20 protein-coding genes are annotated in these 22,494 nt (G+C 60.6%); 13 read left to right on the forward strand and 7 right to left on the reverse strand.

The genetic code is table 11. The features are described from left to right. Positions 1–3 precede the first annotated feature (3 nt). The 13 genes from KX729_RS30825 (at position 4) to KX729_RS30885 (ending at position 13,856) form a co-directional block, all read left to right on the forward strand. Positions 4–1,191: a M20 aminoacylase family protein gene (locus tag KX729_RS30825; RefSeq protein ID WP_219746276.1), complete on the forward strand. Its 1,188-nt coding sequence runs from the start codon at positions 4–6 to the stop codon at positions 1,189–1,191. 25 nt (positions 1,192–1,216) lie between these two features. Continuing rightward, entirely contained in the window at positions 1,217–1,759 is a 543-nt protein-coding gene (locus KX729_RS30830; protein ID WP_312992979.1) for a GNAT family N-acetyltransferase, read from the forward strand. Positions 1,760–1,768: 9 nt separating this feature from the next. Then, positions 1,769–3,559, forward strand: a complete 1,791-nt coding sequence (locus KX729_RS34310; protein ID WP_219746278.1) for an amino acid ABC transporter permease/ATP-binding protein — start codon at positions 1,769–1,771, stop codon at positions 3,557–3,559. A gap of 27 nt (positions 3,560–3,586) precedes the next feature. Next, positions 3,587–4,525 (forward strand): ABC transporter substrate-binding protein, encoded by a 939-nt coding sequence (locus tag KX729_RS30840; protein ID WP_219746279.1) that lies wholly within the window; start codon positions 3,587–3,589, stop codon positions 4,523–4,525. Positions 4,526–4,587: 62 nt separating this feature from the next. After that, positions 4,588–5,529: an ABC transporter substrate-binding protein gene (locus KX729_RS30845; RefSeq protein ID WP_219746280.1), complete on the forward strand. Its 942-nt coding sequence runs from the start codon at positions 4,588–4,590 to the stop codon at positions 5,527–5,529. Positions 5,530–5,594: 65 nt separating this feature from the next. After that, positions 5,595–6,656, forward strand: coding sequence for an LLM class flavin-dependent oxidoreductase (locus KX729_RS30850; RefSeq protein WP_219746281.1), 1,062 nt, complete (start codon positions 5,595–5,597; stop codon positions 6,654–6,656). Then, positions 6,653–7,858, forward strand: coding sequence for a cystathionine beta-lyase (locus KX729_RS30855; RefSeq protein ID WP_219746282.1), 1,206 nt, complete (start codon positions 6,653–6,655; stop codon positions 7,856–7,858). The genes KX729_RS30850 and KX729_RS30855 overlap by 4 nt, the downstream gene beginning before the upstream one ends. 266 nt (positions 7,859–8,124) lie before the next feature. Then, positions 8,125–8,943, forward strand: coding sequence for an ABC transporter ATP-binding protein (locus KX729_RS30860; RefSeq protein ID WP_219746283.1), 819 nt, complete (start codon positions 8,125–8,127; stop codon positions 8,941–8,943). After that, positions 8,940–9,710, forward strand: a complete 771-nt coding sequence (locus KX729_RS30865; RefSeq protein ID WP_219746284.1) for an ABC transporter permease — start codon at positions 8,940–8,942, stop codon at positions 9,708–9,710. Before KX729_RS30860 ends, KX729_RS30865 begins: the two co-directional genes overlap by 4 nt. Before the next feature lie 30 nt (positions 9,711–9,740). Then, positions 9,741–10,772, forward strand: a complete 1,032-nt coding sequence (locus KX729_RS30870) for an ABC transporter substrate-binding protein (protein WP_219746285.1) — start codon at positions 9,741–9,743, stop codon at positions 10,770–10,772. Between the two features lie 129 nt (positions 10,773–10,901). Beyond that, positions 10,902–11,813: a LysR substrate-binding domain-containing protein gene (locus KX729_RS30875; RefSeq protein WP_219746286.1), complete on the forward strand. Its 912-nt coding sequence runs from the start codon at positions 10,902–10,904 to the stop codon at positions 11,811–11,813. A gap of 165 nt (positions 11,814–11,978) precedes the next feature. Further along, positions 11,979–12,773 (forward strand): pirin family protein, encoded by a 795-nt coding sequence (locus tag KX729_RS30880; RefSeq protein WP_312992988.1) that lies wholly within the window; start codon positions 11,979–11,981, stop codon positions 12,771–12,773. Between the two features lie 135 nt (positions 12,774–12,908). Next, positions 12,909–13,856, forward strand: a complete 948-nt coding sequence (locus tag KX729_RS30885) for an alpha/beta hydrolase (protein WP_219746288.1) — start codon at positions 12,909–12,911, stop codon at positions 13,854–13,856. A 106-nt stretch (positions 13,857–13,962) separates the two neighbouring features. Here the strand turns inward: KX729_RS30885 and KX729_RS30890 are convergent, their stop codons facing one another. The 7 genes from KX729_RS30890 to KX729_RS30920 form a co-directional block, all read right to left on the reverse strand. Beyond that, positions 13,963–15,027: an ABC transporter ATP-binding protein gene (locus KX729_RS30890; protein ID WP_246617994.1), complete on the reverse strand. Its 1,065-nt coding sequence runs from the start codon at positions 15,025–15,027 to the stop codon at positions 13,963–13,965. Then, positions 15,024–16,139, reverse strand: a complete 1,116-nt coding sequence (locus KX729_RS30895; RefSeq protein ID WP_246617995.1) for an ABC transporter ATP-binding protein — start codon at positions 16,137–16,139, stop codon at positions 15,024–15,026. The genes KX729_RS30890 and KX729_RS30895 overlap by 4 nt, the downstream gene beginning before the upstream one ends. Next, positions 16,136–17,038, reverse strand: a complete 903-nt coding sequence (locus tag KX729_RS30900) for an ABC transporter permease (RefSeq protein ID WP_219746289.1) — start codon at positions 17,036–17,038, stop codon at positions 16,136–16,138. Before KX729_RS30900 ends, KX729_RS30895 begins: the two co-directional genes overlap by 4 nt. After that, positions 17,039–17,506, reverse strand: a complete 468-nt coding sequence (locus KX729_RS30905) for an ABC transporter permease (RefSeq protein WP_281423285.1) — start codon at positions 17,504–17,506, stop codon at positions 17,039–17,041. Beyond that, positions 17,503–17,973: an ABC transporter permease gene (locus KX729_RS30910; protein ID WP_219746291.1), complete on the reverse strand. Its 471-nt coding sequence runs from the start codon at positions 17,971–17,973 to the stop codon at positions 17,503–17,505. Before KX729_RS30910 ends, KX729_RS30905 begins: the two co-directional genes overlap by 4 nt. Positions 17,974–18,064: 91 nt before the next feature. After that, on the reverse strand, positions 18,065–20,644 hold the full coding sequence (locus KX729_RS30915; RefSeq protein WP_219746292.1) for a beta-N-acetylhexosaminidase family protein: 2,580 nt from the start codon (positions 20,642–20,644) through the stop codon (positions 18,065–18,067). Between the two features lie 86 nt (positions 20,645–20,730). Next, positions 20,731–22,347, reverse strand: a complete 1,617-nt coding sequence (locus KX729_RS30920; RefSeq protein ID WP_219746293.1) for an ABC transporter substrate-binding protein — start codon at positions 22,345–22,347, stop codon at positions 20,731–20,733. Positions 22,348–22,494: the final 147 nt, after the last annotated feature.

The following is a 22,494-nucleotide window of genomic DNA, read 5'->3' on the forward strand; positions in this document are numbered from 1 at the left end:
ATCATGAATATCCACATTGACGGCGCGCGTCATCGCGACGACGCCGAACGGGCGATCCTTGCCTCGATAGACGAGTTCGTCGCCATAAGGCGTGATCTCCACCAATATCCCGAACTCTCCTTCCAGGAGCGGCGGACCTCCGGGCTCGTGGCGAGATACCTTGTCTCCTACGGCTACGAGGTGACGGAAGGGGTGGGCGGTTATGGTGTGGTCGCGACCTTGCGGCGGGGGCAGGGCGGCAATCGCATCGGTATCCGCGCGGATATCGATGCGCTGCCGATCGAAGAGGCGACCAATCTCGATTATTCCAGCCGCAATCCGGGCGTGATGCATGCCTGCGGCCATGACGGGCACACGACGATCCTGCTTGCCGCAGCCCGCTATCTTGCCGAACACGGAAAATTCGATGGCACGCTGACGCTGATTTTCCAGCCGGCGGAAGAGGTCGGCGCCGGTGCCCGCAAGATGATCGAGGACAGGCTGTTCGAACGGTTTCCCGTCGATGCCGTCTTCGGGCTGCATAATTGGCCGGGTGTTCCTTTAGCACAATTCGGCTTCGTCGAAGGACCGGCGATGGCATCGGTGGACCAGGCGCTGATCCGCATCATCGGACGGGGAGGGCACGGGGCGGCGCCACATGAGGCAGTCGATCCCGTGCTCGCTTCAGCCTCCTTCATCACCGCGCTGCAGAGCATCGTTGCCCGCAATGTCGATCCGCTGGCAATGGCCGTACTGACGGTTGGCTCGATCCATGGTGGCTCGGCTTCCAACGTCATCCCGGAAAGCGTCGAACTGAAGCTGACGGCGCGGGCCTATTCGGAAGCCATTCGCGACAAGCTGGAGGAGCGGGTACCGGCGCTCGCCCGCGCCCAGGCCGAAAGTTTTGGCGCCTCTGCGGACGTGAATTACCGGCGCGGATTTCCGGCTGTCATCAATCATGCTGCGGAGACGCGTTTTGCACGGGGCGTTGCCGAGGAAAACTTCCCGGCGGAACAGGTCGCCAGGGATTTCCGCCCGCGCACTGCGAGCGAGGACTTCGCCTACATGCTGCAGGAGCGGCCGGGCTCCTATCTCTTTGTTGGCAATGGCGACAGCAGCGCGCTTCACAGCCCCCACTACAATTTCAACGACGAGATCATCGCCCCCGCCGCGCGGTTCTGGGTGCGGCTCGCCGAAACCTTCCTGTCCTGATCAGCCGTTATCCAAGGAGAGCACCGTGAGCGATCGTTTCCTCTACACAACCCCGCTTGATCCGCTGGCAAAGCCGCTGATCGACGAGCTGACTTACGAATACGACAGCCGCTATGGCAGTTTCTACGATGCCGAGGGCGCGACAAAGGAGATGAACCGTTACGCACCGGAAGTCTTCGCGCCACCCTTCGGCAATTTCCTGCTGCTTTTGCGTGATGGCGAAGCGATTGCCGGCGGTGCGTTCAAGAAGCACGAGGACGAAGGAACCGTCGAGTTCAAACGCGTCTGGACCCATTCGGCGTATCGCCGGCAGGGGCTTGCCCGAAAGGTCCTGATCGAGCTGGAAGAACAGGCTGCGAGGCAGGGCTACACCCGTATCTACCTGACCACCGGTTTCCGCCAGCCGGAGGCTGTCGGCCTTTATCTCACCAACGGTTATTCCGCGTTGTTCGATACGGCGGCGGACCCCGAAACAATCCGCAAGCTGCCGTTCGAAAAGGCACTCGGCTTCAGCAGCTATGCAGCGCGCAAAGCAGTGGTCTCGGCCACGCTTCGCGGCGTGGCGTGAGGGGCGGTCATGACAATCACCAGTGATTTCGACGGTATCCAGACCGTTCCCGCACGACAACCCGTTGCCGCCAAGGGGGATTATTCCCATTACCGCGTCGTACCCGCCCGTTATCCGGCGCGCACCGTCGGTACGGTTTTCGCACTGATCGTCATTGCCGCGACGATCCATTCTGTCCTCGGCAATCCACGCTGGGGCTGGGATGTGTTTGCCGAATGGTTCTTCGCCGAACCCGTTTTGGTCGGCCTCGGCCGGACATTGCTTTTGACCGCGCTCGGTGCGCTGTTCGGTTTCATTCTCGGTACCGGACTGGCGCTGGCGCGTGTTTCCCGTTCGCCGCTGCTGGTCGGGGTTTCCTGGACTTATATCTGGATTTTTCGCTCGATCCCGCTCATCGTTCTGCTGCTGATCCTCAACAATCTCGGTTATCTCTACGAGACGATCACTGTCGGGGTGCCCTATACCGGCATTAATTTCATCAGCTGGAATACGACACAGCTGATCACGCCGTTTGCGGCTGCCGTTCTCGGCCTCACTCTGAACCAAGCGGCCTTCGCGTCGGAAATCATCCGCGGCGGCATTCTCTCGGTCGACCAGGGCCAGCTCGAAGCCGCGTCCGCGCTCGGCCTACCGCGTGGCCGTCAGGCGTCGCGGATCGTGCTGCCGCAAGCCATGCGCTCCATCCTGCCGACCGCCTTCAACGATATCATCGGTCTCGCGAAGGGCACGTCACAGGTCTATATCTTGGCGCTGCCGGAACTTTTCTACACGATCCAGATCATCTACCGCCGTAATCTGGAAGTCATTCCGCTTTTGATGGTGGCGACAGTCTGGTATCTCGTCATCCTCACGGTCCTGTCGATCATCCAGCATCATATCGAGCGGCATTATGCCCGCGGTGCGCTGCGCAATCCGCCGCCGTCGATCTTCTCCGGCCTCTATCGCCGCTTCGTGCCGCAGGCCGTCGTTGCGCCAAAGGTCGTGGAAGTGGTTGCCAGGCCGGCTGTCCGTCGAACAGACATTGCGCCGCTCCGCACACGCGGCGGCGAGGTGACGATCCACGGCGTTTCGAAAAGCTTCGGCCAGTTGAAGGTTCTCGACGAGGTCACGCTATCCATTCCGGCCGGAAGCGTCACAGCCATTCTCGGTCAGTCCGGTTCCGGCAAGTCGACGCTGCTGCGCTCGATCAACCATCTGGAACGCGTCGATGACGGCTTCATCGCCATCGACGGCGAATTGATCGGTTACCGCCAGGATGGCGAAACGCTCTACGAACTGAAGGAAAAAGACATTCTGAAACGCCGCGTCGAAGTCGGCATGGTGTTCCAGAACTTCAACCTCTTCCCGCATCTGACTGTTCTGGAAAACGTCATCGAAGCCCCGGTCACGGTGAGACGCATCCCGCGCGAGCAGGCAGAGGCAGAGGCGCTGGATCTTCTCGCCCGGGTCGGCCTTGCGGAAAAAGCAAACGCCTATCCGCGCCAGCTTTCCGGCGGCCAGCAGCAGCGTGTGGCGATCGCCCGTGCGCTGGCCCTCAAGCCCAAGGTCCTGCTTTTCGACGAGCCGACATCCGCGCTCGATCCCGAACTGGTCGGCGAAGTGCTCGACGTCATCAAGGAACTCGCCCGATCCGGCACGACGCTAATCATCGTCACCCATGAGATCGGCTTTGCCCGCGAAGTCTCAGACCTCGTCGTCTTCATGGAACAGGGCCGCATCCTCGAAACCGGCGTACCGGAGAAGGTTTTCAACCGGCCTGAACATCCGCGCACTGCCGAATTCCTCGCCAAAGTCCTCTGAGCAAACAAACATAAGGAAACACCCAGCATGTCTTACAAGTCCGGGCTTCTTGGCCTGACCATCGGCAGCCTCCTGTCGCTTTCCGGGTTCTTCGGCGCACTTGCACATGCGCAGGAAGTCGATCTTTCGCCAGAGCAGAAAAGCCGGGTGAGGGCGGAGAAGGTCGAGGCCGCGATAAAGCTCATTCCGGCGGGCTACAAGTTCGTCACCCCCGGCAAGCTGACGGTCGCTTCCGTTCCCGGACGCTTGCCTTTTGCGGCCTATGCAACCGATAACAAAACGCCGATCGGAAGCGAGCCGGATGTTGCGCAGCTCGTCGCCGACAGTCTCGGCCTACAGCTCGAACTGGTGCCGATTGCCTGGGCTGATTGGCCGCTCGGCGTCGTTTCCGGCCGCTTCGACGCGGCAATCCACAACATTACCGTAACGGAAGAGCGCAAGGAGAAGTTCGACTTCTCGACCTACCGCAACGACCTTCTCGGCTTCTACGTGCCGCTCAACAGCAAGGTGGCCAAGATCGAGAAGCCGGAAGATGTCGCCGGCCTCAAGGTGATCGTCTCGTCAGGCACTAACCAGGAGCAGATCCTGCTGCGCTGGATCGAAGCCAACAAGGCAAAGGGTCTGCCTGCGAGCGAGGTGCAATATTACGACGACGAGGCGGTGCTGGACGTTGCGCTCCAATCCGGCCGTGCCGACGCTTATCTCGGCCCGAACGCCACTTCCGCTTTCAAGGCGTCTAAGGAGCAGAAGACGAAATTCGTCGGCGGTTTTTCCGGCGGCTGGCCTCAGACGGCTGAGATTGCTGTAGCGACCAAGAAGGGTTCCGGCCTGGCTGACGCCATCACCGTCGCGCTCAACGAGCAGATCAAGGGCGGTAGTTACGGGAAAGCTCTCGCTCGCTGGAGCCTCTCCGCCGAGGCGGTGAAGGAGGCGCGCACCAATCCGCCCGGCCTGCCGAAGAAGTGATCCGTTCGGTGCGGGCCTTTCCCTCTCTGTCCGCACCCTTTTTCACAAACATGGAAATCATCATGTCTCTCTTCAGAAAAACCATAGGCGTCTTGGCTGCGAGCCTTCTGGCTTCGGCGCTCGGGCTATCCGCGGCAAATGCTGCCGACGATATCTTCGATCTTTCGCCCGATCAGCCCGGCCGCATTCGCGCCGAAAAAGATCCGGCCGCCATCGCCGCCATCCCCAAGGATTTCAAGTTCGCAACGCCGGGCAAGTTCACGGTCGCGGTTTCCGTCGGCGGGCCGCCGCTCTCCAGCTATGCGACCGACGCCAAGACGATCGTCGGTGCCGATCCGGACTATTCGCTCGCTATCGCCGACAGCCTCGGCCTTGAACTGCAGCTGGTTCCGGTTGCTTGGGCAGACTGGCCATTGGGACTGGTCTCCGGCAAATACGACGCGGTGATCTCCAATGTCGGCGTTACCGAATTGCGCAAGGAGAAGTTCGATTTCTCTACCTATCGCCAGGGCCTGCACGGTTTCTTCGTCAAGACCGACAGCAATATCAAGGAGATCAGGGAGCCGAAGGATGCAGCCGGCTTGCGTATCACGGTCGGTGCCAGCACCAATCAGGAGCGGATCCTGCTGAAATGGAGCGACGAGGATGTCAAGGCGGGCCTGAAGCCGATCGACCTGCAATATTACGATGACGACGCGGCTCGTGTTCTAGCCCTTCAGGCCGGGCGTGTCGATGTCATCGTCCAGCCACATGCACAGCTCGTCTACATCGCTGCCCGCGATAAGAACATCAAGCGCGTCGGGACACTGTCGGCCGGCTGGCCGGAACGCTCGGATGTGGCGATCACGACCCGCAAAGGGTCGGGGCTTGCGACGGCGCTGACGCTCGCCACCAACAACCTGATGAAGAATGGCCTCTACGCTAAGGTTCTTGCCCGTTGGCAGCTTTCGGAAGAGGCGCTGCCGGAATCGCAGACCAATCCGCCGGGCCTACCGAAGAGCTGACAGTTCGCTTGTCACGGCCGCAGCGTTGCTGAGGCCAGGTCTCCTCCTTCCTCCATTGTGATATCATGACGGCTTCCTCGCTCGACATTCGCCATATCGGTTTTCTGACACCCGGCAACTACCCGGACCACGCCCCTGCAAGCGGGCTCGAAGCCTCCCTCAAGCTTTTCGAAGCGGGCGAGGAATTGGGTTACGATAGTGGCTGGGTGCGTCAGCGACATCTGGAGCACGGCGTCTCCTCCGCACCGGTTTTCCTCGCAGCCGCCAGCCAGCGGACGAAACGGATCGAACTCGGCTCAGCCGTCATTCAGCTCGGTTATGAAAGCCCGTTCCGGCTGGCCGAAGATCTGTCGATGGCGGATGCCTTGTCCGGCGGGCGGCTCAATGTCGGCGTCAGCGCCGGGCCACCGCTGCATGCCGAACTCGTTGCGCCACTCGTCTTCGATGGGGATTGGCAGAGCTTCGACTTCTCCTATGCCCGGGTCGAGCGTCTGCTTGCCAATCTCGAAGGCAATTATCTCGGGAATGGCGAGACCTATGTGATCTCGCCCGGCAATCGGCAGCAGGCCCGCCTTCAGCCCTTTGCAAAGGGACTGCGCGACCGCGTGTGGTATGGCGGAGGGTCACTCAGGTCATCCGAATGGGCGGGACGGACTGGCCTTAACCTGATGATCGGCAGCCTCACGTCTGGAGACGTCTCCGACGATTTCTTTGAAGCGCAGGCAAAGCAGCTTGCTGCCTACCGTGCTGCCCTGCCGGCTGGCCGTAACCCGCGCGTGGCGGCAGGTCGGGTGATCGTGCCGACCGACAGCGCCGACAAAGGAACGAGAGGAAAATACCGTGATTATGCGGCAAGCCGATACGAGCGGACGCTTGCTCCGCAGGGGCCGCGCCGCACGTTGTTCAGCCGCGATCTGGTTGGTAGTTCCGACGAGATTATCGAGAAATTGTTGACCGACAGCGTTTTGCGTGAGGTCGGCGAACTCCGGCTCGAACTGCCATACGAGTTCGCGCTGGAGGAATACGTCCAGATCATCAGCGACTTTGCAACGAAGATCGCCCCGGCTCTCGGCTGGAAGCCGACATTTGCGCAAGACCCTCTCGACACCTGGAAAGCATTCGCATGACTGAAGACCGCAAGCCGTTGGGCCGGAAGCAGACGAGTTCACTCGGGATCAATACTCAGCTCGTTCGCGCCGGATATGACCCTTTCGACTATCACGGCTTCATCAATCCACCGTCCGTCCGGGCATCGACCGTTCTGTTTCCGAGCGCCGAAATCATGGATACGCATGCTCAGAAATATACCTACGGCACCCGCGGCACGCCGACGACGAACGCTCTGTGTGATGCAATCAACGAGCTGGAAGGGGCCGCAGGGACCATTCTTGTTCCTTCCGGTCTTGCCGCGGTGACGATTGCCTTCCTCGCTTATCTCTCTCCTGGCGATCACGCGCTGGTTGTCGATTCCGTTTATGGCCCGACCCGGCATTTCTGCGAGACGATGCTCGCCAGGTTCGGTGTCGAAGTCGAATTCTATGATCCGATGATCGGCTCCGGTATCGAAAAGCTTTTCCGAGCGACTACGAAGCTGGTCCATACGGAGGCGCCCGGCTCGAACACATTCGAGATGCAGGATATTCCCGCAATTGTTGAGGCGGCGCACCGGATTGGCGCTGTCGTTACGATGGACAATACCTGGGCGACGCCCCTTTATTTCCGGCCGCTCGATTTTGGCGTCGATATCTCCATCCAGGCGGTCACCAAATATCCGGCCGGCCATTCCGATATATTGATGGGTACCGTTTCGGCCAATGCGGAGCATTGGCCGAAGTTGAAGGAAACCAATGGTGCTCTTGGCATCTGCGGCGCGCCGGACGATGCGTACCAGGTCCTGCGCGGGCTGCGGACCATGGGCGTTCGGCTGGAACGGCATCAGGAAAGCGCGCTCGCAATCGCTCGTTGGCTTGAGGGCAGAAAAGAGGTGGCGCAGGTCTTGCACCCGGCTTTGCCAAGCTTTCCCGGACATGACATCTGGAGGCGCGATTTCAAAGGTGCCAGCGGTATCTTCTCCTTCGTGCTGAAAGTCGAGGACAAGAGGGACTACAAGCGAAAGGCGCAAGCCTTTCTCAACGGCCTGAGCCTGTTCGGTCTTGGTTATTCATGGGGCGGCTTTCCGAGCCTTGCTTTGCACGTCAACCTGTTCGACCGGAAAGTGACGCCGCCGCCCGCCGGTGGACCGGTGCTTCGGCTTCAGATCGGTCTGGAGGACGTCCGAGACCTCGTTGCCGATCTGGAAAAAGGCTTTGCAGCGCTGAGAGATACCTGAGCAAACGTCTATCTCGACGATCGCTATGAGAGATGGAGGCTTGGTGGTTGGCAGAAAGCGTCTGCCTGAGGCCGGCGGGCAAAACAAATTCGCGATGACTGGACGCCGCGTCTTAAGGGGGGAAGGCAATCGCAGGCGTCACGAAAATACCGACCACATCGCACATGACTTGACGGAGGAGGATAGCTTGGTCAGTTTGGCGATGAAAAACGGAAGCTCCGCCATCTCCGGAAGGCGGATATGCCGTTCGGGAGGAATGTGCATTAATGAATACGAATGCCGTCCGGGCTGTCAGCCTGAAGAAGGTGGCTATTTCCTTTGGCATTGGCCAGCGCAATCAATTCGACGCCGTCGTGGAAACCGATCTTGAAGTCGGCGAGCACGAGTTCGTCGCGATTGTCGGGCCGACCGGATGCGGAAAATCGACGCTGCTGAATGCCGCTGCCGGCCTGCTGGCACCGGCTTCCGGCTCTGTGGAAGTGTTCGGCACCCCGCTGAAGGGCATCAATCGCCAGGCAGGATACCTTTTCCAGCAGGATGCGATGATGCCCTGGAAAACGGTGGAGGAGAATGTCGCGCTCGGACTAGAGGTGGCCGGAACGAAAAAGGCCGAAGCGCGGGCATCGGCCCGGCAATGGCTGGCGCGCGTCGGTCTCGCCGCCTTCGCCGATCGTTACCCGCTCAAGCTTTCCGGCGGGCAGCGCAAGCGCGTCGGCCTGGCGCAGGTCCTCATCCGCAATCCGAAGCTGCTGTTGATGGATGAACCGTTCGGTCCGCTTGATGCGCAGACCCGGCTGCTGATGGGTGACCTCCTTCTGAAACTGTGGTCGGAGGATCGCAAGGCCGTGATGTTCGTGACCCACGACCTCGACGAAGCGATCGCGCTGGCCGACCGCATCGTCATCATGTCTGCGGGACCTCGTTCGCGCATCATCGGCAATTTCACCGTTCCATTGCCTCGTCCGCGCGACATTGCCGAAATCCGCCATGATCCTCACTTCATCGGGCTGCACCGGGACATCTGGCGCGCGCTGAGAGATGAAGTCATGAAAGCCTATCGCGATACTCCGGAGGGCGAGCAATGAGACGCAGCTATCTTCTCGCCCTGCAGGTCCTCGTGGCCGTCGTCGTTCTCGTCCTGTGGCACCTGGCATCGAGCACGCATGTCTTCGGCAATCCGAAGACGATTTCCTTCTTCTTCGCCAATCCTATCGGCGTCGGGCAGAAGATTTATACGTGGTTCGTCAGCGGATCGATCTGGTACCATCTCTGGGTGACGCTTCTGGAAGCGTTGCTGGCCTTCGTGATCGGAGCGCTCGGTGGCATCGTCTTCGGTTTCTGGTTTGCCCGCAAACCGCTCGTGGCGGCGGTCTTCGATCCTTACGTCAAGGCAGCAAACGCACTGCCGCGCGTCGTTCTGGCGCCGATCTTCGCACTGTGGTTTGGCCTCGGCATCTGGTCCAAGGTCGCGCTCGGCATCACGCTGGTCTTCTTCATCGTGTTCTTCAACGTCTATCAGGGCGTCAAGGAGGTCAGCCAGACGGTCCTGTCCAATGGACGGATGCTTGGGATGGGAGAACGGCAGCTGCTTCGGCACGTTTATCTTCCCTCGGCGTTGTCCTGGGTCTTTTCGAGCCTGCACACGTCAGTCGGTTTTGCAGTGGTGGGCGCGGTGGTCGGCGAATATCTCGGTTCGTCTGCTGGGCTCGGTTATCTCATCCAGCAGGCAGAGGGCGTTTTCGATGTGACCGGAGTGTTTGCCGGAATGTTCGTACTGATGGCATTCGTGCTGATCGTGGACTGGCTGATGACGGTGGTGGAGCGCCGTCTGCTCGTCTGGCGCGAAGCCTGATCCGAAGTTTTTGAAGAGGAGGAGTAAACCATGGAACGCAGAACATTTTTGGCAGGTGCAGCCGCACTGGCTGCCGGATCGACGATGGCCGGCCTTTTGCCGGCGAGAGCGGCGGATGGAAAGATCGAGAAACCCGATCTCGTCATCGGCGTCGGCGGCAAGCCTCTGCTGTATTACCTGCCGCTGACGATTGCGGAGCGGAAGGGTTATTTCAAGGAACAAGGTCTCAACGTCACCATCAACGACTTCGCAGGTGGCGCCAAATCGCTGCAAGCACTGGTCGGCGGTTCGGTTGACGTCGTCGCCGGCGCTTACGAACACACGATCCGCATGCAAAACAAGGGTCAGGACATCGTTGCCGTCTGCGATCTCGGCCGTTTCCCTGGCATCGTCATCGCTGTTCGCAAAAGCCTTGCCGGCGAGATCAAGTCGATCAAGGATTTGAAGGGCCGCAAAATGGGCGTTACCGCGCCCGGCTCATCGACAGCCCTCATGCTACAATATGTGCTGCAGAAGAATGGTTTGAAGGTGGACGATGCAGCGATCATCGGTATCGGTAGCGGCTCGAGCGCGGTTGCCGCCATCAAGAACGGCGAAATCGAGGGGCTTTCCCACCTCGATCCGGTCATCGCCCAATTGGAGAAGGACGGCGATATCCAAATCCTGCTCGATACACGGACAGAGGCCGGCACCCGTGAAGTGTTCGGCGGCCCGAACCCGGCCGCCACGGTCTATATCCAGCGCAGTTTCATCGAAGCCAATCCCGTCACCACCCAGAAGACGGTGAATGCATTCATGAAGGCACTGGATTTCATCCGCGCTGCCAAGCCCGAAGATATCGCGGCAACCGTGCCGGAAGAATATCTGCTGGGCAACAAGACGCTTTATATGGACGCGTTCCAGAAATCGCGTGAGATGTTCTCTCCGGACGGCATGGTCACGAAGGAAGGATATGACTCCATGATGAGCGTGCTGAAAGCGCTCGACCCCGAATTGGCGAACGCCGACGTTGCTTTCGACAAGACGTTCGACGCGACCTTCGTGAAGGCTTTCAAGGGATAAATGGACTTTCGGCCATCCGCACACGGGAGGTGCGGATGGCCACACATCGACAACGTGCCAGCCTAGACCAGAGGTTCAAAAACCGGCAAAATCGCAACGCAATGTTCGACCGATTGGACGATGAGCGCGATGCTGGATTTGAATGATTTTTTCTATTTCGTGCAGATCGTCGATCGAGGCGGCTTCACCGCAGCCGGCCGAACGCTTCGTGTACCTAAGTCGACATTAAGCCATAGAATTCAGGAGCTTGAGAAAGAGTTAGGCGTCCGGCTGCTTAACCGAACCTCTCGCCGCTTTGGCATGACGGATGCCGGCACCGATTTCTATCGGCATGCGGTCGCCATGTTGCGCGAGGCCGAAATGGCGGAAACGACGATACGCCACCGCCTGACAGAGCCGACTGGTACCGTGCGCTGTACGGCGAGCGTTGCAACCATGCAGTTCGCCATGGCGGATACCATCGCCGATTTCCTTGTCCGGTATCCGAAGGTGAATATCTTTGCCCATGCCACCGATCGGACGGTCGATATTGTTGGCGAGAATTTCGATCTGGCGGTCAGAGCGCATTCGGACCCTCTTCCGGATTCGAACCTCGTCCAGCGGACGCTTGCACCGGCTCCATGGTATCTGTTCGCCGGAACGGATTATGTCGAAAACAATGGCGCACCCGAAAGCCCCCAGGATCTTCAAAATCATCCGTCGCTGTTCATGATGAGGGCCGGCCTCTCGCCGGTCTGGCGGCTCCGCCATGTCCGTCAGGCAAGGGATGAGGTTGCGGTGCCGCTGACACCTCGACTGATCGGCGACGATATGATCGGCCTTAAGCAGGCGGCCATCAAGGGGATCGGCGTGGTCGCCCTGCCGGGCTATATCGCGAGATCGGCAGTTCAGTCCGGCGCCCTCCGGCGCATCCTGCCGGATTGGATCGCGGGTGACTCGACACTGACGGCACTCATCCCTTACCGCCAGGGTCTGCTTCCATCCGTACGCGCTTTCCTCGATCACTTGGCGTCCGAGCTTCCAAAGGCCGTACTTCTTTGAGCATCGTCCAATAGTCTGAACACAAGGTTGGAATTCTGGCGACTTCTCGTCCGATGCCGCTTGCCGCACATTCGTTGGCACATGTCTGTCAGCGGAGCGAGCAAAATGCAGAACGTCGTAAAACTAGAAAAGCCAGTGGCTCTCCCTAAAAGAATCGGGAAGGCGGTGACCGGTATCCCCCGTGAGATCGGCAGCGGGTTCTTCGCGCTGCATTTTTCGGAAAAGATGTTCGAGGGGCAGATGGATCCACTTCTGATGGTGGATCATTTCGTCATGACCGCGCCGACATTCGATCCCCATCTTCATGCGGGCATATCCGCCGTGACCGCCATCTTCGAAGATTCCAAAGGCGCCTTCCTCAACCGGGATACGCTTGGGCACAATATCGCTTTGAAGCCGGGCGATCTTTACTGGCTGGCGGCTGCAAGCGGTGCGGTCCATGAAGAAAAGCCCGAGGAAGATGCGAGAACCCACGCGCTACAGATCTTCGTCGACCTGCCCGAACGCCTGAAGAAAGAGCCGGCCTGCGCACTGCATGTGGAAGCGCGGAACATGCCGGTCATTGAAACACAGGAGTTCCGTGTTCGTGTCGTTCTAGGCCGCAGCGGCGAGACCGCTGGCGCTCAAGGAACGCCGGAGGAAATGACGATGCTGGACGGCTTCCTCCAAGGTGGCGGAGAGTTCTCCCATCTGCTGCCACAAGGCAGGGGAGCATGGATATATGCCGTATCGGGTACGCTAACGCTTCATGTGGCCGGCGAAAGCCGTGACCTTGTCGCGGGAACCGCGACGACGGTGGCTGCCGGACCGGAAACGGAAATCTTGATCCAGGCAGGTGGAGAAACCCATTTCGTACTTCTTGCCGCAAGACCGATCCACGGGACACCTGTGAAACCCGACCCGCAGATGGTGCCTTCCGCCGACGTGCGCCGTCTGCCGGATGTTGTTCCGATCATCTGAACCTCGCTTTGGGCGATGATCAACGGCGGCGCTTGAAAGCGCCTCCGACCAAAAACTGTGCCCGGGCGATCCTTGAAAGCCCGAAATCCCCAACCTCTGAACGCCGCCGGACGAGCGGCAAAACGGAGAAAGACGATGCTGAATGTTCTGAACACCGATAACACTCATGCCAAGATCGAAGTCATCAAGATTTCGGCTGACGAACGCGCCGGCGAAGATGCTCTTCGCCAGCGCTTTGCAGATTTCTGGGCATCGGCGACGACCGATCTGCGCACCACCTATGACACGTTTATCTCGGCGAGCCCGCTTACTGACAACGTGACCCTCGAGGCTGTCGATGAGGATGGCGTCAACGGCTGGTGGGTTCGTCCGAAACAGGCGAGTACCGCCAAGGCAATCCTCTATATCCACGGTGGCGGCTACATTCTCGGTTCGTCGCAAGCCTATCGCGGCTTCGTCAGCCAGATCGTCGCCCGCACGCAGGTTCCGACGTTTATCCTCGAATATCCTCTGGCTCCGGAAGCAACCCTGCCGACCGCGCCGAACACTGCGCTTGCCGCGTGGCAGTGGCTCGTCGATCAGGGTTTCAGGCAGATCGCCATTGTCGGCGATTCTGCCGGCGGCGGCCTTTCGCTGGTGACGTTGACGCAGCTCAGCAACGGAGCCTTGGATGTGAAGCCGATTGCCGGCGTGGTCTTCTCTCCCTGGGTCGACATGACTTTTTCAGGTGCTTCGATGAACGATCCAGCAGTGGTCGATCCGCTCATCGGTTATGATTACCTCAAGGACTGCGCCCAGAAATATCTTGGCTCCTTCAGCGCCTTCGACCCTCTGGCATCGCCCTTGCTTGGCGAACTGCAGAAGCTACCGCCGTTGCTGATCCAGGTCGGCACGGATGAACGATTACTCGATGACTCCCGGCAGTTCGCGGAGCGTGCGGCAGAGGCCGGTGTTTCCGTCCAGCTCGAAGTCTGGGAAGGCATGCATCACGTCTTCCAGCTCGATACGGCCCATCTCGAAAGCAGCAAGTCGGCACTGAACCGGGCCGCGAATTTCCTTCTCGCCGCTTTCGATCATGGCTGACGCCACGTGATCAGTATTTGATAGGCTGTTATTGAGAGCCCGACAGTAGGTGTCTCCAAGAAGTTTAGCTATTTCTACTGAAGGGTCTCGGTCGTTCCGAGACCTTTTACCCGACCGGAATCGGCATTGGTTTGGCGAAGTGGCAGGCTGCGAGATGCCCAATTTCCGTTGCCGTTGCCGTTGCCGTTGCGGTTTCGGCGAGCTTCGGTCTTTCCCGCTTGCAGATGTCCTGAGCGATGGGACAGCGTGTGTGGAAACTGCAGCCTGAGGGCACGTTTGCGGGGTTCGGCACATCGCCCTTGAGGATGATCCGAGCACGGCGGGTTTCCGGGTCGGGTTCGGGGACAGCGGAGAGCAGCGCCTGCGTATAGGGATGGCTTGGCGCGTTGTAGATGCGCGCCTTCGGGCCGATCTCAACGATGCGGCCGAGATACATGACCGCGACACGGTCGGCGATATGGCGCACGACGGACAGGTCGTGGGCGATGAACAGGTAGGAAAAGCCGCGGCTCTGCTGCAGGTCCTGCATCAGGTTGACGATCTGCGCCTGCACCGAGACGTCGAGTGCCGAGACCGGTTCGTCTGCGACGATGAACTGCGGATTGACCGAGATCGCCCGCGCGATACCGATGCGCTGCCGCTGGCCGCCGGAGAACTGGCGGGGGTACCGATCCATGAAGGTCGGCGACAACCCGACTTGGCTCAGCAGTTCCGCCACCCGCTCGCGACGCTGTCGGGAGGACTGGACCATGCCGAACACTTCGAGCGGCTCGGAGATGATCTGCGAGATCGACCTTCGCGGGCTGAGCGATCCGTAGGGATCCTGGAAGATCATCTGCATTTTTGCGCGCATGTTGCGCATGTCGCCCTGGGACAGGGCCATCAGCCTGGTGCCGTCGACGGTGACTTCGCCCTCGCTTGCCTCGATCAGGCGCAGCAGCAGCCGGCCGAGGGTGGACTTGCCGCAACCGGATTCACCGACCAGCGCCAGCGTCTCGCCGCGCCGCACGGTAAAGCTTGCACCATCCACCGCGCGCACCGCCGAGCCGGAAGACCCGAACATCCGGTTCTCGGAAAACGTCTTGCCGAGCCCTTCGACCGTGATGAAGTCGTCGCCGGCCTGTTTGCCAGTTCGCGGGGTGATACCTTCTTCGATCCTGGCGTTCATCATGCGGTCGCTCCCTCGGATACTCCACCACCAGCAGTCACGCCTGCCGTCACTGCCGCAGTCGCTCCTTCATTCGCCCCCGCGGTCACCCAGCAGGCCGCCCTCTGGCTTTTGCTGACGGCAAACATCGGCGGCATCTCCTCGGCACATCTGCCGATCCTGTCGGGACAGCGGGCGAAGAAGGGACAGCCCTTTTTGACGGTGCCAGCCAGCGGCACGGAACCGGGGATCTGGTAGAGCCGCGACCGCTCGTCGTTCAGCCGCGGGATCGATTGCAGCAGGCCGCGGGTATAGGGATGGCTCGGGTTGCGGAAGATCGACTTGACATCGGCCTCCTCCACCACCCGGCCGGCATACATGACCACCACCCGCTCGCAGACATCGGCGATGACGCCGAGATCATGGGAGATCAGCAGGATCGAGGTGTTCAGCGTGCGCCGGATCTTGTGCATCAGTTCCAGCACCTGCGCCTGGATGGTCACGTCGAGTGCGGTCGTCGGTTCGTCGGCGATCAGAAGTTTTGGATTGCAGGCGACCGCCATGGCGATCATCACCCGCTGGCGCATGCCGCCGGAGAACTGGTGCGGATAGGCGCCGAGGCGTCCTTCCGGATTGGGAATGCCGACCAGCTTCAACAGTTCGACGATCCGCTCGCGACGCTGTTCCCGGCTCATCTTCTCGTGCAGCTTGATCGCCTCGCCGATCTGGTCGCCGATGGTCATGACAGGATTGAGCGAGCTCATCGGCTCCTGGAAGATCATCGCGATGTCGCGGCCGCGGATATCCGGCAGGCGCGCCTTCTGCATCTCCAGAAGATTGGTCCCTTCGAACTCGACGCGGCCTTCGACGATACGGCCGGGCGGGCTGGGGATCAGGCCCATGACGGCAAGCGAGGTGATCGACTTGCCGGAGCCGGATTCGCCGACGATGCCGACCGAACCGCCCGCATCGACCTCGAAGCTGACGCCGTTGACCACCCGGATCGGCGACGCCTTCGGCCCGAACTCGACCGACAGGTTCTCGACCTTCAGCAGCGGTCTTGCCGGCTTCGTCGTGGCAGTGGCGCTTTGACCCTGTGCGAGCACTGGTGCTTGCGTCATTGGCGTTTGCGTCATTCGGCGGTCTCCGGATCGAGCACGTCGCGCACCGCATCCCCGAAGAGATTGAAGGAGAGCACCACGCAGGTGATGGCAAAGCCGGCGGCGATGATCGGCCAGGGGGAGCCGAACAGGTTGTTCAAGCCGTCGCGGATGATATTGCCCCAGCTCGGGTTCGGCGCCCGGGTGCCGATGCCGAGGAAGCTCAGCGAGGCTTCGAGACGAATGGCGGAGGCGACCCACAGCGTCATCAGCACGACGATCGGGGCTGCGATATTAGGGATGATGTGGCGGATGATGATCGTCGGGGTCCGAAGGCCGACCGCCACCGCCGCCTCCACATAGGGCTCCTGCTTCACCGCCAGCGTCGAGGCACGGGCGACGCGGGCAAAACCCGGGATGAAGGCCACGGTGATGACGGCGATGATGTTCCAGAAGGCGCCGCCGAGCACGGCGGCGATCATGATCGCCAGAAGCAGTTCGGGGAAGGCCAGCAGAAGATCGATCAGCCGTGAGATCACCCGATCGACCGCGCCGCCGAAATACCCGGCCGTGACGCCCAGCGCCGTCCCGAAGATTGCCGCCAGTGCCGGCGAGATCAGGCCGAACAGCAACGAGTTGCGCGACCCGTGGATCATCCGCGACAGCACATCGCGGCCGAACTGGTCGGTGCCGAGCCAATGGGCGGCCGATGGCGGCTTGTTGATCGACAGGAAGCTTTGCGCCAGCGGATCGTAAGGCGAAATCCACGGGGCGAGAACCGCCACGACGATGAAGATCAACATCACGACCAGGGCGAAGACCGTCGATTTGCGTCCGAAGATCATGTGCATGATCGCGGCGCGGAAACCCGGTTCCGGCGCAATCGTGTTGTCGACGTCGGGCGAGAGCGAGGAGGGCTGGATCACGGTGCTCATTCACTTCACCCGGATACGTGGATCGACGACGATGTAGACCAAGTCCATCAACAGGTTGATCAGGACGACCAACAGCGCCAGAACGACCACTCCACCCTGGATGACGGCATAGTCGCGTTCAGCAATGGCGCTGATCAGAAGCTTGCCGATGCCTGGACGATTGAAAACCAGTTCGATGGCGACCGAGCCGGAGAGCGTGGCAAGCGTGCTGAGGCCGATGCCCGTTGTGAGCGGCAGAAGTGCATTACGCAGGCCATGGCGGTAGATGACGCGCGGCTCACGCGCGCCTTTGGCGCGGGCGGTGCGGATATAGTCGCGGCCCAATACCTCAAGCAACGAGGTACGCGTCAGCCGGCCGATGAAGGCGGCCTTTACCAGTGCAAGAGTGACAGCCGGAAGGAAGACATGGTGCATGCGGTCGAAAAAGCCTTCACCACCGCCGTTGATTGGAAACCAGCCGAGGGTCAACGAGAGGTAATGAGCAGCAGGGCGCCGAGATAAAAATCCGGCACTGCATAACCGAGCAGTGAAAAGCCGCGCACCGCGCTGTCGGCAGATTTGTTGCGATGTGTCGCCGCGAGCACGCCGAGCGGAATGCCAACGCCGACCCCAAGGAACATCGCCACGACGGTGAGTTCGATCGTGTAGGGCAGGTTATAGCCGATCAGCCGGAGAACGGACTGATTGTTCATAAAGGACGTGCCGAAATCGAGTGTCAGCACGCCCCACACGAAATTGATATATTGAAGCCAGAGCGGCGCGTTCAGCCCCATCTTTTCCCGAAAGATTTGCAGCTGTTCGGGCGTCGCCATGTCTCCGAGCGCGGCAATGGCGGGATCGCCCGGCAGGATGCGCATCGCGATGAAGACGAGCGTCAGGACAAGCAGAATCGTAGGGACCGCATCGGCCAATCTCAGCAACAGATATCGTCCCATGGTTAGTTCCTCCTCCCATGTCGCGTGTTCCGCAGCCTCCCAGCAAGTCGGAACACGCGATATTTGTGCAACTCGGCGCCGGCCGCCAGTTTCAAATTTGCAATGCGGTCAAATAGGGCTCGTTGGACAGGTTTGGCTGCAGGCCCGGCGACAGATGCGACCGGCCGTCCTGCCGGAAGCTGACGAAGTACTGAAGGTGGAATTTCGACTGCGTATATTCGGCCGGGATTGCGGCCGCGAAGCCTTGTCCCTGGCGTTGCATGGGCATGGATTTCCAGCGCTCGGCCTGATTGATGTGACGGTAGTGGAGAACGGGCTCACCCTCGGCCTTGCCGGAGAATGTTACATCGAAAGGCTGGCCGGGCTTGAAACCGGACGCGCCTTTGACACCGGATGGGCTGGAGATGACGGGGCTGCGGGCCTCAAGCGCCGCGATCGCCGCCTCGGCCTGCGGGCTTGCCGGCACGCTTTCATAAGAACCGCCGCCACGCAGGGATTCCAGGTCGCCGAGTTCCGCCTGCATTTCCGGCAGGCGGGTGTGCCAGGAACCGCGCAGCCAGGGCTGCGGGCCATAGGTGAGGTCGTCCATATAGACATCACGCGAGACGTCGGCGATGCCCTGCCAGGCCATCAGCGACCGATTGGCATGATCGATAACCCGATCCATCAGCGGCGTGACCTTGGTTGCGACGAACAATTCGGCCCAGCAGGCGGCGCGGAAACGTTCAGCAAAAAAGCGCGCCAGCCCGGCGCAGATCCTGATGTCGACGATCATCCGCTGCACGTCGATACTGCCGAAGCTTTTCGTGCCGGTGGCTTTCAGGACTTCACTGTCGCAGCCATCCGCCATCTCATCCAGCCAGTCGGCCACATCGAGCGGCGTGTAGCGATGCGACGGCTTGTCGGCGAGCAGCAGGCCGGCATATTCGCGGGCGTTGACGAACAGGGCGGAATCGAAGGTCGGCGCATTGCCGAACCGAACCGGTCCTTCCATGTCGAAACCATAGGCGCGCCGTCCCGACCCTTCGATCAGCGCGAGATTGGTATAGACCTCCGGCCAGTAATGGTTGTTGGAGGCCGACGGACCGTGCGCCAGCGTGATCAGCGGCAGGACACGGCTTGCCCAGGATAGGCCCTTTTCACAGGCTTCCGCCGCATCGCCACAGGTGTCCTGCAGATACCTCATCCAGCTCTCGCGGGGCGCCTCGGGATTATAGAGAAGCCGACCCCAGACGCGGTACTGGTAATCGTAGCGCTGCCAGTCGTAACGGGGAGCATAACCCTGTTTCTGATAGTTGAAACGGCCGCCCGGAATGCCGGTGCCCATGCGTCCCTTGAAACCCAGCGGTTCGCACCATTCCACCCCGTCTGAACCCGCAAACATCGAGCTTCTGCCGTAACCGGCGGCAAATTCCGGATCGCCCCAGAGCAGAACACGCTGGGTGCCCGGCCAGATGCGGTAGATGACCTTGTAATCCTTGTCGACCGTCAGTAGGTCGCCATAGGAATAACGCAGGAACTTGCGAGAGCCTTCGCTCAATTGCTCGCGCTCGCTGCGGGCGACTTCCGGCGGGTATTCTTTGTCGCGGATCGCCGACATGTGGTAGGGCGGGCCCATGTGCTCGGCGAGATACTTTGGCGAGGCGGCGATCGGCATGCCGCTGTCGCGGGCGATGCCGATCATCTTGTGATCCAGACCCTTGCCGTGCATGTCGATCTCGACCGGCCTGCCGGCATCGGCAACACCCGCAAAGGCCTCTTCCCAGAACCCGTATTCGCCTTCGGCAATGCCGCCTTCCACATGGACACGGAAGGTCAGGCCGGTGATTTCCGGCACTTCCTGCAGCAGCGTGGTGATCGCTTGGCGGCAATAGGGCGCGAGGTTGTCCTTGCCAATACCGGTCACCGTATAGTTGGCGCGCGGCACGTCGTCGAAATCGTAACGCTGGGTCCAGAGCGCCAGCTGGAATTCGAGCCCGCGCTTGGCCGCCTCCCTGCCGATGAATTTCAGCATGTCGAGGTTCTGTTCGCGCTCTTCGTCCGAGAGCTCGACGACCTTGACGTCATGGCCCGGCAGATCGAGGAGATAGGGGTAGGGGAAATAGAAGTAGACGTCGGTGATCCACGGATTGTGGTAGGGGTAGTTGTAACCGAAGCCGAGCGCCAGCGAGAACCGGTTGAAGCGGTTGGCGGCGAGCATGGTGAGATAGTCGCGCCATTGCTGGCGGTCGTAGAACCAGACTTTGTCCTCCTGCTCGCTGCAGAACATCCGGCTCATGCTGCGGATGCGGGCAGACGGCTGCTCGGTCAGCGGATAGGTGCCTTCGAAAAGATCCTCGCCCTGGGCAAAGCGCACCCGGTCGGCAAGCTCGGTCAGCGCGAAGACGAGACCGCGCTCGTCTGATCCGGAGACGGTGATATTATTGCCGTCACGGGTCAGCACGAAGCTTTCTGGTGTCTGCGGAAGCTCCGCCGACGGTGATTTGCCGCCCGAAAGACCGGCGCCCGAGACATTGATGACCATGTTCGCCCCGGCCGAACTTGCCTGAGCGACGACCTGCACTTGCGCCTTGCGTCGGGCAAGGGCGCCTTGCAGCTCGGCAGCAGCCCAGCGGACGGGTTCCGTGGCCGCTTCTGGCAGAACGATGGTCACCGAAGTCGGTGCAGTCATGATGGCACTTCCTCTGAAATCAGGCGCAAGGTTGCCAGCCGGGCCAGCGGCCCGGTCGGCTTTCATTTATAGTGCGTGTGTCGGCGTCAGCCGATCTTGGCTTTGGTCAGCCGCCAATGGGCGTAACCGGACTTGAGCTCGTAGCCGAGATCGACATTGGCGGCCCTGACGATCAGGTAGCCATTGTCGCTGATCGGCAGGAGCGGCAGGTCCGTCAGAAACTTGGTCTCGATTTCCTGAACCAGCTTCACGCGCTTATCGAGGTCTGGCTCTTCCATCGCCTTTTTCAAGAGATCGTCGATGCCGGGCATGGCGACGCCGTAATGGCTGAAGTTCGGACCGCCGGAACCGTCAGACTTCACTTCGGCCGCAGCGGTGAGCTGCTCGATGATCGCCTGGGTCGGCACGGGCGGATAGGCCGCCGAGCGCTGGAAGACCGTATTGGTTCCCTTGCCCTGATCGGCATGGAAGGCCGTATGGTCCTTGATGTTCAGCTTCATGTCGATACCGCCGGCGCGCAGCTGCTCCTGGATGATCAACATCACCGAGGAGTAGTCCTCACGCTGCGACGTGTCGGCATTGAACGAGAAGCCGTTCGGGAAGCCCGCCTCCGTCAGCAGCTGCTTGGCTTTTTTCGGATCGTAGTCATAACGCACCGCGGCCGGGATCGTATCCTTGGTAAAACCGCCCAGGAAGGACGGCGGATTAAGGCCGTAGGTCCTGAGGCTGACCGGCGCCATGGCACCTGCAAGCTCGTCGCGATTGATGAGGTAGGCCATCGCCTGCCGCACCTTGATGTTGTCGAAGGGCTTCACCGTCAGGTTGAACGAGATGGTGAAGAAGCTGCCCGGTGACGCGACGTCGAAATGCAGGTTGGCATTGCGCTGCTTGATCGACGGCACCCAGCCGGGGGCACGCACGCCCTCGATCATATGGACGTCGCCGGAAAGCAGCGCCAGCGTGCGAGCGGTGGTATCGGCGATATAACGGACCTGGATATTCTGCGTAACCGGAGCGCCGCCGAAATAATCCTTGTTGGCGGTCAGCTTGACGCCCTGCGACGGATCGGATTCGACGCTGGCGAGCTGATAGGGCCCAGTGCCGATCGGATCCTTTTCAAAAGCGGCGGCGCCCTTTTCCTCCAATGCCTTGCGGCAGATGATGCTGGACGAATAATGGCTGAGCGGCCCCATGATGAAGAGCGGGTCGGGCTGGCTGAGCGTGAAGACGACGGTGCTCGGCCCATCCGTCTTGACGTCGGCAATATTGTCGAACAGGACGCGGTTGCTGCCGAGCGCCTTGTCGTTGCGCAGGCGGTCGAACGTGTATTTCACGTCGTCGGCCGAGAACTCGCCGTAGCCCTTGTGGAACTTCACGCCCTTGCGGAGCTGGAAAGTCCAGGTCTTGGCGTCGGGCGACATGGTCCAGCTGGTTGCAAGGCTTGGCTGGACCTCGCTGACGCTGCTCGGGAAATGTCCGAGCGGCACTTCAACGAGCTTGTCGTGAATATGAATGATCGCCCATTCGTCCGCGCCCTGAATGGATTTTGCGGGATCGATGGTGCGGACGCCGCGGGCGGCGAAAGCCAGCCGCAGCGTATCGTTTGCCTGTGCGAAAGCCGTTGATCCGAGACCGGATGCCAGACTTGCGCCCGCAATAGTTGCAGCCGTACGGCCTATGAACATGCGCCGAGATATTGCCATTGCCACTCCTCCTTGGGCAGTACCGACCTCATGTCGCCTCCACGGCACAAGACGGTTGACGAACAACGCGAGCTGATGGTAGCGCTACCATAAATGAAACGTCAAGCACCGGATGTGAATTTTTGCGATGAGGGAGGACGCAATCAG

The sequence above is a fragment of the Neorhizobium populisoli genome (assembly GCF_019430945.1).
GTDB lineage: Bacteria > Pseudomonadota > Alphaproteobacteria > Rhizobiales > Rhizobiaceae > Neorhizobium > Neorhizobium populisoli.

What these genes read in the sequence shown, in the direction of transcription:
- KX729_RS30870 (WP_219746285.1), top strand. Translation starts at nt 9,741, where the DNA reads ATGGAACGCAGAACATTTTTGGCAGGTGCAGCCGCACTGGCTGCCGGA.
- KX729_RS30850 (WP_219746281.1), top strand. Translation starts at nt 5,595, where the DNA reads ATGACGGCTTCCTCGCTCGACATTCGCCATATCGGTTTTCTGACACCC.
- KX729_RS30895 (WP_246617995.1), bottom strand. Translation starts at nt 16,139, where the DNA reads ATGACGCAAACGCCAATGACGCAAGCACCAGTGCTCGCACAGGGTCAA.
- KX729_RS34310 (WP_219746278.1), top strand. Translation starts at nt 1,769, where the DNA reads ATGACAATCACCAGTGATTTCGACGGTATCCAGACCGTTCCCGCACGA.
- KX729_RS30910 (WP_219746291.1), bottom strand. Translation starts at nt 17,973, where the DNA reads ATGGGACGATATCTGTTGCTGAGATTGGCCGATGCGGTCCCTACGATT.
- KX729_RS30845 (WP_219746280.1), top strand. Translation starts at nt 4,588, where the DNA reads ATGTCTCTCTTCAGAAAAACCATAGGCGTCTTGGCTGCGAGCCTTCTG.
- KX729_RS30885 (WP_219746288.1), top strand. Translation starts at nt 12,909, where the DNA reads ATGCTGAATGTTCTGAACACCGATAACACTCATGCCAAGATCGAAGTC.
- KX729_RS30825 (WP_219746276.1), top strand. Translation starts at nt 4, where the DNA reads ATGAATATCCACATTGACGGCGCGCGTCATCGCGACGACGCCGAACGG.
- KX729_RS30920 (WP_219746293.1), bottom strand. Translation starts at nt 22,347, where the DNA reads ATGGCAATATCTCGGCGCATGTTCATAGGCCGTACGGCTGCAACTATT.
- KX729_RS30840 (WP_219746279.1), top strand. Translation starts at nt 3,587, where the DNA reads ATGTCTTACAAGTCCGGGCTTCTTGGCCTGACCATCGGCAGCCTCCTG.
- KX729_RS30860 (WP_219746283.1), top strand. Translation starts at nt 8,125, where the DNA reads ATGAATACGAATGCCGTCCGGGCTGTCAGCCTGAAGAAGGTGGCTATT.
- KX729_RS30855 (WP_219746282.1), top strand. Translation starts at nt 6,653, where the DNA reads ATGACTGAAGACCGCAAGCCGTTGGGCCGGAAGCAGACGAGTTCACTC.
- KX729_RS30915 (WP_219746292.1), bottom strand. Translation starts at nt 20,644, where the DNA reads ATGACTGCACCGACTTCGGTGACCATCGTTCTGCCAGAAGCGGCCACG.
- KX729_RS30900 (WP_219746289.1), bottom strand. Translation starts at nt 17,038, where the DNA reads ATGAGCACCGTGATCCAGCCCTCCTCGCTCTCGCCCGACGTCGACAAC.
- KX729_RS30875 (WP_219746286.1), top strand. Translation starts at nt 10,902, where the DNA reads ATGCTGGATTTGAATGATTTTTTCTATTTCGTGCAGATCGTCGATCGA.
- KX729_RS30865 (WP_219746284.1), top strand. Translation starts at nt 8,940, where the DNA reads ATGAGACGCAGCTATCTTCTCGCCCTGCAGGTCCTCGTGGCCGTCGTC.
- KX729_RS30890 (WP_246617994.1), bottom strand. Translation starts at nt 15,027, where the DNA reads ATGATGAACGCCAGGATCGAAGAAGGTATCACCCCGCGAACTGGCAAA.